Origin of the sequence: Kitasatospora cineracea (assembly GCF_003751605.1) — a bacterium.
GTDB lineage: Bacteria > Actinomycetota > Actinomycetes > Streptomycetales > Streptomycetaceae > Kitasatospora > Kitasatospora cineracea.
Genome location: NZ_RJVJ01000001.1, coordinates 3,436,225 through 3,450,028, shown reverse-complemented (window position 1 = coordinate 3,450,028; position 13,804 = coordinate 3,436,225). Strand labels below are relative to the sequence as shown.

Here is a 13,804-nt window from a genome sequence, read left to right as displayed (position 1 = left end):
GACGATCACCTACTGACGGATCATCATCCTAATTGCGGTTCAGGCGTCTTGGAGGATCTCCGCGAGAAGCGACCTGGTCTCCTCCTCGGACAGCGCGGCCGCCGCCACCCGCTCCAGCGCGGTCGTGTACTCCGCCACCTCGACCGGCTTGTCCAGGTACAGCGCGGTGGTGAACTGCTCGACGTAGACCACGTCCGCCAAGTCCGGCTCGGGGAAGCACAGCACGGTGAACGCCCCGCTGTCCGCCGCCAGCGCGCCCATCCCCAGCGGCAGCACCCGCAGGCTGATCGTCTCGCGCCGGGAGAGCTCGGCCAGCCGGTCCAGCTGACCGGCCATCACCTCGGGGCCGCCGCACGGGCGGCGCAGCGCCGTCTCGTCGACGATCAGTTCCAGCCGGGCGGTCGACCCCTCGGCCAGGAAGCGCTGCTGCCGGCGCAGCCGGACCGCGGCCCGGCGGGCGATCTCCTCCTCCGGCGCGGCCGGGCTGCCCGCCCGCATCACCGCGTGCACGTACTCGGGGGTCTGCAGCAGCCCGGGCACGAACTGCACCTCGTAGCTGCGGACCAGGTCCGCGGCGTCCTCCAGGTTGAGGTACGTCTGGAACCAGCCGGGGACGACGTCCCCGTAACCGTGCCACCAGGACGGGGCGTTGGTGCCGCCGACCAGGCCGAGCAGCGAGGCCCGGGACTCCTCGTCGTCGACGCCGTAGAGCGTCAGCAGGTCCGCCACGTCGCGCTGCTTGAAGCCGACCCGGCCGAGCTCCATCCGGCTGATCTTCGACTCCGAGGCCCGGATCGAGTACCCGGCGTCCTCCCGGGTCACGCCGCGGGCCTCGCGCAGGCGCCGCAACTGGGCCCCCAACTGGATGCGACGCGCGGTCGCACCGCTGCCCGTCTGCAGGCCCGTCATGCAAACCTCCGCCCCAGGAACGCCGATTGGACCCCGTGGGATGCAGTCTGCCACTGCGCGACGACACTCCGCGAGATCCTTCCGGTATTTGGCCAATCCGTTGTACGGGCCCGGGTTTCGACTCCGCTCAGGACAGCGCCGGCAGCACGCCCGCCAGATCGGTGCGCGAGCCCACGCCGAGCTTCGGGTACGCCTTGTACAGGTGGTGCCCGACGGTGCGGGCGCTCAGGAACAGCTGCGCGGCGATCTCCCGGTTGGACAGGCCCTGCGCGGCCAGCCGGACGATCTGCGACTCCTGCGGGGTCAGCCCGGCCACCGTCCGCTCCGGACCCGCGGCGGCCGGGCCGCCGGTGGCCTCCAGCTCCAGCCGGGCCCGCTCCGCCCACGGCCCGGCGCCCAGCCGCCGGAAGGCCTGCTCGGCGGAGCGCAGCGGGGCCCGGGCCTCCGCCTTGCGGCGGCCGCGGCGCAGCCACTCGCCGTACAGCAGCTCGGTCCGGGCCTGCTCCCAGGGCCGGGGCTGCTCGGCGTGCCCGGCCAGCGCCGCCAGGTAGCGGTCCTCGGCGAACTCGTCGGGCGCCAGCAGCGCGTGGCAGCGGTGCACCAGGGCCCGGGCCCACGGCCGGTCGGCCCGCGCGGCCCAGCGCTCGAACCCGGCCAGCGGCCCGGCGGTCCGCTCCCCCCGGCGCAGCCGCACCGCGGCCTCCACCAGGTCGGGCACCGCGCGCACCGCGCTGACGTGGTGCGCGTGCGGGCCGCCGGTGAGCGCGGCCAGCTGCCCGAAGGCGTCCTCGGCCCGGCCCGCGCCCAGGTCGAGCACGCCCAGCGCCCAGCGCGCCCAGGGGGCGCCCGCGCCGCCCCGGGCGAAGGCCGCGGCGGCCTGCTCCCGGCACGGGTCGCCGTCGCCGCGGACGGCGGACAGGTAGGCCAGGAAGCCGTGCAACTGCCCGGTCCACAGCGGCTGTCCGGTGTCCCGGGCCAGCCCCAGCGCCTCGGCCGCGTGGTCGGCGGCCAGGCCGGGGCGGCCGTCGAAGAGCTCGGCCTCGGCGAGGAAGAACAGCAGCGTCGGCAGCGTCCCGAAGGCCCCGGCCTCCCGCCCCTCCCGGACCAGCCGGCGGGCCAGGTCCAGCACCTCCGCGTCGTGGCCGGGCACCAGCCCCGCCCCGCAGGCCAGCGCCAGGTCGACGGGCACCGCCGCCCCGGCCGCCCGCGCGGCCCGCTCCGCCTCGGGCAACGTGGGGACCCCGGCGCCCGCTCCCCCGGCGCCGGCCGGACCCGCGTCCGGCCCCTGCTCCTGCTCCTGCTCCTGTTCCCCCACCAGCGGGCCGAGCGCCGCCGCCAGGTAGCGGACGACCGGTTCGAGCGGGTCGTCGGCGGGCAGCGGCAGGGCGGTGAGCGCCGCCAGGGTGTCCCGGACGGCCGGGAGGCCGTCGTACCAGGCGACGTGCACGGCCTGCACCAGGACGCGGGCGGCCGGGCCGGGGTGCGGGTCGGCGACGAGTGCGGCGGCCTCGGTCAGCCGGCGGTGCGCGGGGCCGTGCTCGCCGCGCCAGAACTCGGCGACGCCGCGGGCGAACAGCAGGTGGGCGCGGGTCACCGGGTCGCTGTCCGGCCGGTCGGCGGCGAGGGCGAGCCGTTCGGCCCGGTCCACTTCGCCGGCCTCCAGCGCGGCCTCGACCGCCTCGACCGTCCAGCGGCGGGCGAGGTCGGGGTCGGGGCTGAGCCGGGCGGCCCGCTCGTAGGCGGCGGAGGCCCCGGTGTGCCCGCCGCGGGCGGCGGCGGCCCCGGCCGCGGCGGCGAGTTCTCCGGCGGCGTCGGCGTCCCGGCCGGTGGCGGCCAGGGCCCGGTGCCAGGCCCGGCGCAGCGGTTCGGCGGGCCCGTGGGCGGCGGCCAGGGCCCGGTGCGCGGCCAGCCGGTCGACGAGCGGGGCCCGGTCGGCGACGGCGGAGCGCAGCAGCGGGTGGCGGAACGCCACCCGGCCCGCCGTCAGGTCGACCTTCAGCAGGCCCTGTTCCTCGGCGGGGGCGAGGTCGGCGGCGTCCAGGCCGCTCTCGGCGGCGGCCCGCAGCAGTACTTCCAGGGCCCCGGTCTCCTCCAGGGCGGCGAGCAGCAGCCAGCGCTGGGTGCGGCCGGGCAGGCGGCTGACCTGGCCGTGGTAGGCGAGCCGGAGCCGTCCGGCGGGCGGCAGGGCGCCGGTGTCCGCGCCGTGCGGGAGTTCGCGCAGGGCCAGCGGGTTGCCGGCGGCGGCGGCCAGCACCCGTGCGGGGTCCGGGAGTTCGGGGGCGAGGTGGTGCAGCAGGGCGGCCGCGTCGGGTTCGGCCAGCGGTCCGATCCGCAGGTCGGGCAGTCCGGCCGGGTCGGGGCCGTCGTCCTCCCGGGTGGCGAGCAGCAGGGCGACGCGTTCGGCGCCGAGCCGGCGGGCGGCCAGCCGCAGCACCGCCGCGGACTCCGGGTCGGCCCACTGGAGGTCGTCCACCAGGGCCAGGACCGGCTGCCGTTCGGCGAGGTCGCCGAGCAGGGTGAGCACCGCGAGGCCGACCAGCAGCCGGTCCCCGGCGGGGCCGTCGGCCAGGCCCAGGGTCCGTTCCAGCGCGGCCCGTTGCGGTCCGGGCAGGCCGTCCAGTTCGCCCAGGGCGGGGGCCAGCAGCTGGCTGAGCACCGCGTGCGGCAGCCGGGCCTCGCTCTCTACTCCGGCGGCCCGCAGCACCCGCCACCCGGCGGCCGCGCTGGCGGCCGCGTCCAGCAGTGCGCTCTTCCCGATGCCCGGTTCGCCGCGCAGCACCAGCGCCCCGGCCCGTCCCCCGCCGGCCGCCGCGAGCAGCTGGTCGACCGCGGCCCGTTCCGTCCCCCGTCCGTACAGCATGGGTCGACCCTACCTATGGGTGACCGATTCCCCGGCCGGGCGATCTCCGTAACTTCTTGTCCTGCAAGGGAGACCGCAGCTCAGAAGGAGACCACGATGGACCTGCAGCACCTGGCCGAGCGCTACCTGGCCGCCTGGAACGAGACCGACCCGGCCGCGCGCCGCAAGCTCGTCGAGGAGACCTGGGCCGCCGACGGCAGCTACACCGACCCGCTGGTCGAGACCCGCGGCCACGAGCAGTTCGACGCCGCCCTGGCCGCCGTCCAGGCCCAGTTCGCCGGCCTGGTCTTCCGCCTCGGCCCGGTCGACGCCCACCACCACGTGGCCCGCTTCACCTGGGAGCTGGCCCCGGAGGGCGCCGCGGAGCCCCTGGTGGTCGGCTTCGACGTCCTGACCGCGGACGGGGACGGCCGGATCGCCACCGTGGTCGGCTTCCTCGACAAGGTCCCGGCGGCCTGAACGCGCGGGGTCCGGGAACGACAACGACGCCTGCCCTTACCTGGTCGGGGAGTGGGCAGGCGTCGTGATGACCGGGTCCCGGCGGCTCTGGCGGGTCGGTGTTTGTCGGCCGTACCCCCCTCGCGGGGGGCTGGGCGTTCGTGGGGCGGCGGTCGGTCAGACCACCAGCGAGCGGTCGGTCGGCTTGATCGGGGCGGGGAGCGGGGTCTTGCCGCCCAGGTAGGCGTCGACCGCCGAGGCGGCCGAGCGGCCTTCCGCGATCGCCCAGACGATCAGGGACTGGCCGCGACCGGCGTCACCGCAAACGTACACCCCGTCGACGTTGGTGCCGAACTTGCCGTCGCGGGCGACGTTGCCGCGGGCGTCGAGGTCGACGCCGAGCTGCTCGACGAGGCCGTTCTTGACGTCGGTGCCGGTGAAGCCCATGGCGAGGGTGACCAGCTGGGCCGGGATGACCTTCTCGCTGCCGGGGACGGGCTCGAACTTGCCGTTCTTGAACTCGACCTCGACCAGGTGCAGTTCCTGGACGTTGCCGTCCTCGTCGCCGGCGAAGTGGGTGGTGGAGACGGAGTAGATCCGCTCGCCGCCCTCCTCGTGGGCCGAGGTGACCTTGTAGGTCATCGGCATGGTCGGCCAGGGCTGGCCGGCCGGGCGGTCCTCGGAGGGCCGCGGCATGATCTCCAGCTGGGTGACCGAGGCCGCGCCCTGGCGGTGCGCGGTGCCGACGCAGTCGGCGCCGGTGTCGCCGCCGCCGATGACGACGACGTGCTTGCCCTTGGCCGAGATCGGGGAGTCGACGTAGTCGCCCTCCTGGACCTTGTTGGCCAGCGGCAGGTACTCCATCGCCTGGTGGACGCCGTTCAGCTCCCGGCCCGGGACGGGCAGGTCGCGGGCGGTGGTGGCGCCGGCCGCGACGACGACCGCGTCGAAGCGCGAGCGCAGGTCCTGGCCGCTGATGTCGACGCCGGCCTCGACGCCGGTGCGGAAGCGGGTGCCCTCCGCGCGCATCTGCTCGATGCGGCGGTTGATGTGGCGCTTCTCCATCTTGAACTCGGGGATGCCGTAGCGCAGCAGGCCGCCGATCCGGTCGGCGCGCTCGTACACCACCACGGTGTGCCCGGCCCGGGTGAGCTGCTGGGCGGCGGCCAGGCCGGCCGGGCCGGAGCCGATCACGGCGACGGTCTTGCCGGACAGGCGCTCGGGGACCTGCGGGGTGACCCCGCCGCGGTCCCAGGCCTTGTCGATGATGGTGACCTCGACGTTCTTGATGGTCACCGCGTCCTGGTTGATGCCCAGGACGCACGCCGACTCGCACGGAGCCGGGCACAGGCGGCCGGTGAACTCCGGGAAGTTGTTGGTGGCGTGCAGCCGCTCGATCGCGCCGGTCCAGTCGTCCCGGTAGGCGAGGTCGTTCCACTCGGGGATGAGGTTCCCGAGCGGGCAGCCGTTGTGGCAGAACGGGATGCCGCAGTCCATGCAGCGGCCGGCCTGCTTGGTGATGATCGGAAGGAGGCTGCGCTCGACGTAGACCTCGTTCCAGTCGCGGAGCCGGACGTCCACCGGACGGCGCTCCGCCAGCTGCTTGGGCGTGGTCAGGAAGCCCTTGGGGTCAGCCATTTGCCGCCTCCATCATCTTGCGAGTGGTCTCCACCTCGGAGAGGCCATCGCGCTCAGCGGCGTCCTTGGCGGCGAGCACAGCCTTGTAGTCGGTGGGCATGATCTTGGAGAAGCGGGAGACCCCGCTGCCCCAGTCGGCCAGGAGCTCGGCGGCGACGGTGGAGCCGGTCTCCTCGTAGTGCTGCTGGACGGTCTCGCGCAGCCAGTCGCGGTCGGCGGCGCCGGGGGCCTCGATGCCCACCATGCCGCTGTTGACGTTGGCCGGGCGGAGGTCGAGCACGTAGGCGATGCCGCCGGACATGCCCGCCGCCAGGTTCCGGCCGGTCTCGCCGAGGATCAGCACCCGGCCGCCGGTCATGTACTCCAGGCCGTGGTCGCCCACGCCCTCGACCACCAGGGTCGCACCGGAGTTGCGGACCGCAAAACGCTCGCCGGCCTTGCCGCGCAGGTGGATCCGGCCGGAGGTGGCGCCGTAGCCGATGGTGTTGCCGGCGATGACGTGGTTCTGCGCGTCGGCGCCGATCGCGGCGGCGTCCCGGGCGGGACGGACCACGATCACGCCGCCGGACAGGCCCTTGCCGACGTAGTCGTTGGCGTCGCCCTCCAGGCGCAGCGTGATGCCGCTGGGCACGAAGGCGCCGAACGACTGGCCGGCCGAGCCGGTCAGGGTGACGTCGATGGTGCCCTCGGGCAGGCCCTCGCCGCGGTACCGCTTGGTGACCTGGTGGCCGAGCATGGTGCCGACGGTGCGGTTGACGTTGCGGACCGGCAGCTGGATGCGGACGGCCTCGCCGCGCTCCAGGGCGTCCTCGGCGAGCTCGATGAGCTGGTTGTCGAGGGCCTTGTCGAGCGCGTGGTCCTGCGCGGTGGTGTGGTGCAGGGCCGCGCCCTCGGGCAGCGCCGGGACGTGGAACAGCGGGGCCAGGTCGAGCCCGGCGGCCTTCCAGTGGTCGATGGCGGCCTGGGCGTTGATGTGCTCGGCGTGGCCGACGGCCTCCTCGATCGAGCGGAAGCCGAGCTCGGCGAGCAGCTCGCGGACCTCCTCGGCGATGAACTCGAAGAAGTTGACCACGAACTCGGGCTTGCCGGAGAACCGGTCGCGCAGCACCGGGTTCTGGGTGGCGACGCCGACCGGGCAGGTGTCGAGGTGGCAGACCCGCATCATGATGCAGCCGGAGACCACCAGCGGGGCGGTGGCGAAGCCGAACTCCTCGGCGCCCAGCAGGGCGGCGATGACCACGTCGCGGCCGGTCTTGAGCTGGCCGTCGGTCTGCACGACGATGCGGTCGCGCAGGCCGTTGAGCAGCAGGGTCTGCTGGGTCTCGGCGAGGCCGAGCTCCCAGGGGCCGCCCGCGTGCTTGAGCGAGGTGAGCGGGGAGGCGCCGGTGCCGCCGTCGTGGCCGGAGACCAGGACGACGTCCGCGTGCGCCTTGGAGACGCCGGCCGCGACGGTGCCCACGCCGACCTCGGAGACCAGCTTCACGTGGATGCGGGCGTCCGGGTTGGCGTTCTTGAGGTCGTGGATCAGCTGAGCCAGGTCCTCGATGGAGTAGATGTCGTGGTGCGGCGGCGGGGAGATCAGGCCGACGCCCGGGGTCGAGTGCCGGGTCCTGGCCACCCACGGGTAGACCTTGTGGCCGGGCAGCTGGCCGCCCTCGCCGGGCTTGGCGCCCTGGGCCATCTTGATCTGGATGTCGTCGGCGTTGACCAGGTACTCGGAGGTGACGCCGAACCGGCCGGAGGCGACCTGCTTGATCGCCGAGCGGCGGGCCGGGTCGTACAGGCGCTCCGGGTCCTCGCCGCCCTCGCCGGTGTTGGACTTGCCGCCGAGCCGGTTCATCGCGATGGCGAGGGTCTCGTGCGCCTCCATCGAGATGGAGCCGTAGGACATCGCGCCGGTGGAGAACCGCTTGACGATCTCGGAGACCGGCTCGACCTCGTCGAGCGGGATCGGGGTCCGGCCGAGGGCGTCCAGCTGGAACAGGCCGCGCAGCGTCATCAGGCGCTCGGACTGGGAGTTGACCCGGTCCGTGTACTGCTTGAAGACGTCGTAGCGCTTGGTGCGGGTGGAGTGCTGGAGGCGGAAGACCGTCTCCGGGTCGAACAGGTGCGGCTCGCCCTCGCGGCGCCACTGGTACTCGCCGCCGATCTCCAGCGCGCGGTGCGCGGCGGCGATGCCGGAGGCCGGGTACGCCTTGGCGTGCCGGGCGGCGGTCTCCTTGGCGATCTCGTCCAGGCCGATGCCGCCGAGCTTGGTGGTGGTGCCCGCGAAGTAGGCGTCCACCAGCTGCTGGGAGAGGCCGATGGCCTCGAAGACCTGCGCGCCGCGGTAGGAGGCGACGGTGGAGATGCCCATCTTGGACATCACCTTCAGGACGCCCTTGCCGAGCGCCTTGATCAGGTTCTTGATCGCCTTCTCGGCCTCGATGCCCGAGACGAACACGCCCTGGGCGACCAGGTCCTCGACCGACTCCATGGCCAGGTACGGGTTGACCGCGCCGGCGCCGTAGCCGACCAGCAGCGCGACGTGGTGCACCTCGCGGACGTCGCCGGCCTCGACCAGCAGCGACACCTGGGTGCGCTGCTTGGTGCGGATCAGGTGGTGGTGGATCGCCGAGGTGAGCAGCAGCGACGGGATCGGCGCGTGCTCGGCGTCCGAGTGCCGGTCGGAGAGGACGACGATGCGGGCGCCGTCGGCGATCGCGGCGTCGGCCTCGGCGGCGATCTCGGCGAGCCGGGCGGCCAGGCCCTGGCCGCCCGCGGCGACCTTGTACAGGCCGGACAGGGTGACGGCCTTCAGGCCGGACTGGTCGCCGTCCGCGTTGATGTGGACCAGCTTGGCCAGCTCGTCGTTGTCGATCACCGGGAAGGTGATGCCGACCGAGCGGCAGTGCGCCGGGGAGGCGTCCAGCAGGTTGCCCTCGGGGCCGAGGTTGCTGTGCAGCGAGGTGACCAGCTCTTCGCGGATCGCGTCCAGCGGCGGGTTGGTGACCTGGGCGAACAGCTGGGTGAAGTAGTCGAACAGCAGGCGCGGCTTCTCGCTGAGCGCGGCGATCGGCGAGTCGGTGCCCATCGAGCCGAGCGCCTCGCCGCCGGTCTTGGCCATCGGCGCGAGGATGACCCGCAGCTCCTCCTCGGTGTACCCGAAGGTCTGCTGGCGGCGGGTGACCGAGGCGTGGGTGTGCGCGATGTGCTCGCGCTCGGGGAGCTTGGCGAGCTGGATCTGCCCGCCCGCGACCCACTCCTCGTAGGGGTGCTCGGCGGCGAGCGCGGCCTTGAGCTCCTCGTCCTCGACGATGCGGTGCTCGGCGGTGTCGATCAGGAACATCCGGCCGGGCTGCAGGCGGCCCTTCCTGGTGACCTTCTCCTGGTCGATGTCGAGCACGCCGACCTCGGAGGAGAGCACGACCAGGCCGTCCTCGGTGATCCAGTACCGGGCCGGGCGCAGGCCGTTGCGGTCCAGGACCGCGCCGATCTGGGTGCCGTCGGTGAAGGTGACGCAGGCCGGGCCGTCCCAGGGCTCCATCAGGTTGGAGTGGTACTGGTAGAACGCGCGGCGGGCCGGGTCCATGGTGGCGTGGTTCTCCCACGCCTCCGGGATCATCATCAGCACCGAGTGCGGCAGCGAGCGGCCGCCGAGGTGGAGCAGCTCCAGGACCTCGTCGAAGGACGCCGAGTCGGAGTGGTCCGGGGTGCAGATCGGGAAGATCCGGTCCAGGTCGCCGGGGATCAGGTCGGTGGCGAGCTGGGACTCCCGGGCGGTCATCCAGTTCCGGTTGCCCTTGACCGTGTTGATCTCGCCGTTGTGCGCGACGAAGCGGTACGGGTGGGCGAGCGGCCAGCTCGGGAAGGTGTTGGTGGAGAAGCGCGAGTGCACCAGACCGATCGCGGAGGCGTAGAGCCGGTCCGACAGGTCGGGGAAGAAGGGCTCCAGCTGGCCGGTGGTCAGCATGCCCTTGTAGACCAGGGTGCGGGCGGAGAGCGAGGGGAAGTACACCCCGGCCTCGCGCTCGGCGCGCTTGCGCAGCACGAAGGCGACCCGGTCCAGCGCGATGCCGGTGCGCTCGCCGTGCGTGACGCTGTGCTTGTCGTTCGTCGCTTGCGCGACGAAGAGCTGGCGGAAGCGCGGCATCACGGAGCGGGCGGTGGCGCCCAGCAGGTCGGGGGTGACCGGGACGTCGCGCCAGCCGAGGACGGCCAGGCCCTCCTCGGCCGCGATGACCTCGATCCGGGTGGCCGCGGCGGCGGCCTCCTCGTCGTCCTGCGGGAGGAAGGCGATGCCGACGGCGTAGGAGCCGGCGGCCGGCAGCTCGAAGTCGGTGTTGGCGCGCAGGAACGCGTCCGGGACCTGGGTCAGGATGCCCGCGCCGTCTCCGGAGTCCGGCTCGGCGCCGGTGGCGCCGCGGTGCTCCAGGTTGCGCAGGACGGTCAGCGCCTGCTCGACGATCTTGTGGTCGGCGATGCCGGTCAGCGTGGCCACGAAGCCGACGCCGCAGGCGTCGTGCTCGTTGCGCGGGTCGTAGAGACCCTGGGCCTGGGGGCGCGCATCCGGGACGAGGGCGTAGGGGCCGGTGGCCTTGGCGTCCTCGTGGCCGGAGGGCAGGGATGCAGACAGCATCGGCTCTCCCGTCGTCGTAAACAGTTGCTTCATGCAAAGGGACGACGTTGGCCCTGATGCGATTTGTCGGTGCAGGTTACATGATGCCGCTTGTCCCGGGAAGTGGATTCAGACGTCCACATCTCGGGATGATCCCCAGGTCAGGGGGCGGATGGAGGGGGTGGCGCAGCGTCGCGCGTTCCCTCCAGTGTGCCCGGTGCCGAAGGGCGTGAAACGAGGGCGAAACGCCCTCGGAACAGCCGTTGGGGTGTCCTCACCTGGGATTCTTCGAAGTCGACGCCGCCCCCGGTTTCGATTGCGGGGGTCGACAGCCGGATGTCGAGACTAGGGCAAGGTGCAGGCTCGGGCCCATGTGCGGAACATCACGCGTTCCATGGCATAACTATACAGAGGTCTGGGTTTTCGTACAGGTCCGTCCGGGTGGCCGGTCAGCCGATCGCCCCGCCGATCAGCCGCCCCAGCAGGTAGGTGACGCCCGCCGCGGCGCCGCCCAGCACCAGTTGCCGCAGGCCGGAGAACCACCAGCTGCGGGCGGTCACCCGGGCCACCACGGCGCCGCAGCCGAACAGGCCGAGCACCGCCAGCAGCGCGGCCGGCCAGAGCGTGGTCGCGCCCAGCAGGTAGGGCAGCACCGGGAGCAGCGCGCCGAGCGCGAAGCAGCCGAACGAGGAGACCGCGGCGACCAGCGGCGAGGGCAGGTCGTCCGGGTCGACGCCGAGCTCCTCGCGGGCGTGCACGGCCAGCGTGGTGTCCGGGTCGGCGGACAGCTGTCGGGCCACCTCGCGGGCCAGCTCCGGGTCGACGCCCCGGGACACGTACAGTTCGGCCAGTTCGGCCAGTTCGCCGTGCGGGTTGCGCCGCAGCTCGATCCGCTCGGCCTCCAACTCGGCTTCCACCAGCTCGCGTTGGGAGGCCACCGAGGTGTACTCGCCGGCCGCCATGGAGAACGCGCCGGCCGCCAGGCCGGCCAGGCCGGTGAGCACCACGGTGCTCGGCGCGGCGTCGCCGCCCACCACGCCGGTCATCAGCGCGAAGTTGGAGACCAGGCCGTCCATCGCGCCGAACACGGCGGGGCGCAGCCAGCCGCCGTTGACGTCCCGGTGGTGGTCGGCGTCGGGTATCCGGGGCTGCGGGCTGTCGGTGTGCGGGTCTGCGGTGATGGTGCTCATGCGGACGGCTCCCCTTCCGGGCACGGCGGTTCCCCCCGGGGCGGGCGCCGGCCGGGCTTGCTGCTCCTCGAACGTAGCCGTTTGACCTGCGAGTTTCCAGCAAAGTAAGCCTGCCCAAAGGCAGTTGGGGCCGCCTCGCCGGTCTCGGCGGGGCGGCCCCAACGGGGTCGGGCGCAGCAGCTCAGGAGGGCTTCTCGGAGTCCTTGGAGAGCTTCGCGGGGGTGTCCGGCACCGGCTCGGCGGTGGCGTCCGCCCGGTCCTCGTCCGAGGCGGACTCGACCGGAGCGTCCTTCACCGGGGCGGACTCGGCCGGGGCGTCCCCGGCCGGGGCGGACTCGGCGGCGGCCGCGGCCTCGGCGCGCTCCGCGGTGGCCTGCGGGTCGATCGAGTCCGGGTCCTCGCGGCCGGGGCGGAGCTTGGCGGAGAGCACGAAGGCGGCGACCGAGCCGAGGAAGACCAGGATCGCGGTCCAGTCGTTCAGGCGCAGGCCGAAGAAGCGGTGCGCCTCGTCGATCCGCAGCCACTCGGTCCAGAACCGGCCGACCGTGTAGGCCGCCACGTACAGCCAGAAGGCCCGGCCGTGGCCGAGGTTGAAGCGCTTGTCGGCCCAGATCACCAGGACGGCGACCAGCACGCACCAGATCGACTCGTACAGGAAGGTCGGGTGGTAGATGCCCTGGACCACGGTGCCGTCCGGGAGCGTCTTGTCGATCTTCAGGCCCCAGGGCAGGGTGGTGGGGCGGCCGTACAGCTCCTGGTTGAACCAGTTGCCCCAGCGGCCGCAGGCCTGGGCCAGCACGATGCCGGGGGCGATCGCGTCGGCGTAGGCGGGCAGCGGGACACCGCGGCGGCGGGCGCCGATCCAGGCGCCGACCGCGCCGAAGGCGATGGCGCCCCAGATGCCGAGGCCGCCCTCCCAGATCTTCAGCGCGTCGATCGGGTGCTTGCCCTCGCCGAAGTACAGCTGGTTGTCGGTGACGACGTGGTAGAGCCGGCCGCCGACGAGGCCGAACGGCACCGCCCAGACCGCGATGTCGCCGACCGTGTGGCGGCCGCCGCCGCGGGCGACCCACCGCTTGCTGCCGAGCCACACGGCCACGACGACACCGATGATGATGCAAAAGGCGTAGGCGCGCAGCGGGATGGGCCCCAGGTTGAGGACGCCCCGCGACGGGCTCGGAATGTATGCGAGATCCATGGCACTCTCGACGCTACCGTGTCCCACCGGTCACACCGGCACCGGAGCCGGTCACGGTAGCGTCACGCGGCGGCCGCCGGTCAGGGCGAGGGCGGGGTGTTGGACTCGGCGGCGGTCGAGCTGGGCGCCGGGCTCTGGCCGTTGGAGCCGGGGGTGCCGAGCTGCTTGCCCTGGTTGGCCGCGTCCACCCACTTCACCAGGTTCTCCGGGCTGATCTGCTCGTCGCCCTTCTTCGGGTAGATCGCCTCGCCGTTCAGCAGCACCGTCGGGGTCGACTTGTAGCTGGACTTGTCGAAGTCCTGCTGCACCGCGGAGACCCAGCCGCCGAACTTGTTGGAGTTGACGCAGGACTGGAACTCGGGGGTGTCCAGCCCGGGGACCTGCTTGGCCAGGTCGATCAGGGTCTGCTTGGTGCCGAAGGAGTCCTCGGTCTCCTCCGGCTGGTTGCGGTAGAGCACGTCGTGGTAGTCGCGGAAGTGCCCGGCGTCCTGCGCGCAGCCCAGCGCGTTGGCGCCGTACTTGGAGCCGCTGCCGCCCAGCGAGCGGTCGATGAACGAGACGATGTGGTAGTTGACGTAGACCTTGCCGGCGTCCTCCAGCTGGTCGACGGTCGGCGAGAAGGTCCGCTCGAAGCTGCCGCAGGCCGGGCAGCGCGGGTCCTCGTAGACCGTCAGCGTGGACGGGGCGTTGGCGGCGCCGACCGGGATGACCAGGTTCTTGTCGCCGATCGTGCCGGCCGGGGCGGCGGTCGGGGTCTCCGGCTTGGACCGCTGGTTCTGCACCACCACGCCGACCACCACGGCGGCCGCGATCACCACGGCCACCACGCCGCCGACCGCCAGCTTCCTGTTCCGCCGCGCCTTGGCCTCCTCGGCGGCCCGGGCCTCCTTCATCTTGTCCCGGGCGTTGCGCTTGCCTTCTCGGTTCTTCTCGCTCATGGGGTGCTCTTGCCAGTCCAGGGGTCGGGTCGTCGG

General features: G+C 73.2%; 8 protein-coding genes. 1 reads left to right on the top strand and 7 read right to left on the bottom strand.

Annotated features, from left to right (window positions below; genetic code table 11):
• Window positions 1-39: 39 nt before the first annotated feature.
• Together EDD39_RS15710 and EDD39_RS15705 are read right to left on the bottom strand one after the other, a co-directional pair.
• A complete protein-coding gene (locus tag EDD39_RS15710) occupies window positions 40-909 on the bottom strand; it encodes a helix-turn-helix domain-containing protein (protein WP_123556585.1) in 870 nt (289 codons plus the stop codon).
• Window positions 910-1,036: 127 nt separating this feature from the next.
• Window positions 1,037-3,769, bottom strand: coding sequence for a helix-turn-helix transcriptional regulator (locus tag EDD39_RS15705; RefSeq protein ID WP_123556583.1), 2,733 nt, complete (start codon window positions 3,767-3,769; stop codon window positions 1,037-1,039).
• Window positions 3,770-3,865: 96 nt separating this feature from the next.
• Here EDD39_RS15705 and EDD39_RS15700 point away from each other — a divergent pair, with 96 nt between their 5' ends.
• The gene (locus EDD39_RS15700; protein ID WP_123556582.1) at window positions 3,866-4,228 is read left to right on the top strand and encodes a nuclear transport factor 2 family protein; all 363 of its coding nucleotides are present in this window, start codon (window positions 3,866-3,868) and stop codon (window positions 4,226-4,228) included.
• A gap of 156 nt (window positions 4,229-4,384) precedes the next feature.
• Here the strand turns inward: EDD39_RS15700 and EDD39_RS15695 are convergent, their stop codons facing one another.
• The 5 genes from EDD39_RS15695 to EDD39_RS15675 all read right to left on the bottom strand — a co-directional run bounded on the left by EDD39_RS15695 (window position 4,385) and on the right by EDD39_RS15675 (window position 13,768).
• Window positions 4,385-5,845 (bottom strand): glutamate synthase subunit beta, encoded by a 1,461-nt coding sequence (locus EDD39_RS15695; RefSeq protein ID WP_123556580.1) that lies wholly within the window; start codon window positions 5,843-5,845, stop codon window positions 4,385-4,387.
• Window positions 5,838-10,463, bottom strand: coding sequence for a glutamate synthase large subunit (gene gltB, locus EDD39_RS15690; protein WP_244256746.1), 4,626 nt, complete (start codon window positions 10,461-10,463; stop codon window positions 5,838-5,840). Before gltB ends, EDD39_RS15695 begins: the two co-directional genes overlap by 8 nt.
• 428 nt (window positions 10,464-10,891) lie before the next feature.
• Window positions 10,892-11,632 carry a VIT1/CCC1 transporter family protein gene (locus tag EDD39_RS15685; protein WP_123556578.1) on the bottom strand — a complete coding sequence of 247 codons (741 nt, stop codon included), beginning with the start codon at window positions 11,630-11,632 and terminating at the stop codon, window positions 10,892-10,894.
• A 181-nt stretch (window positions 11,633-11,813) separates the two neighbouring features.
• Window positions 11,814-12,830: a prolipoprotein diacylglyceryl transferase gene (lgt, locus tag EDD39_RS15680; protein WP_123556576.1), complete on the bottom strand. Its 1,017-nt coding sequence runs from the start codon at window positions 12,828-12,830 to the stop codon at window positions 11,814-11,816.
• A gap of 80 nt (window positions 12,831-12,910) precedes the next feature.
• The gene (locus tag EDD39_RS15675) at window positions 12,911-13,768 is read right to left on the bottom strand and encodes a DsbA family protein (protein ID WP_123556574.1); all 858 of its coding nucleotides are present in this window, start codon (window positions 13,766-13,768) and stop codon (window positions 12,911-12,913) included.
• Window positions 13,769-13,804: the final 36 nt, after the last annotated feature.

Excerpts from the sequence above, each read along its gene's own strand:
- EDD39_RS15710 (WP_123556585.1), bottom strand. The coding sequence starts at position 909 with ATGACGGGCCTGCAGACGGGCAGCGGTGCGACCGCGCGTCGCATCCAG.
- EDD39_RS15705 (WP_123556583.1), bottom strand. The coding sequence starts at position 3,769 with ATGCTGTACGGACGGGGGACGGAACGGGCCGCGGTCGACCAGCTGCTC.
- EDD39_RS15700 (WP_123556582.1), top strand. The coding sequence starts at position 3,866 with ATGGACCTGCAGCACCTGGCCGAGCGCTACCTGGCCGCCTGGAACGAG.
- EDD39_RS15695 (WP_123556580.1), bottom strand. The coding sequence starts at position 5,845 with ATGGCTGACCCCAAGGGCTTCCTGACCACGCCCAAGCAGCTGGCGGAG.
- gltB (WP_244256746.1), bottom strand. The coding sequence starts at position 10,463 with ATGCTGTCTGCATCCCTGCCCTCCGGCCACGAGGACGCCAAGGCCACC.
- EDD39_RS15685 (WP_123556578.1), bottom strand. The coding sequence starts at position 11,632 with ATGAGCACCATCACCGCAGACCCGCACACCGACAGCCCGCAGCCCCGG.
- lgt (WP_123556576.1), bottom strand. The coding sequence starts at position 12,830 with ATGGATCTCGCATACATTCCGAGCCCGTCGCGGGGCGTCCTCAACCTG.
- EDD39_RS15675 (WP_123556574.1), bottom strand. The coding sequence starts at position 13,768 with ATGAGCGAGAAGAACCGAGAAGGCAAGCGCAACGCCCGGGACAAGATG.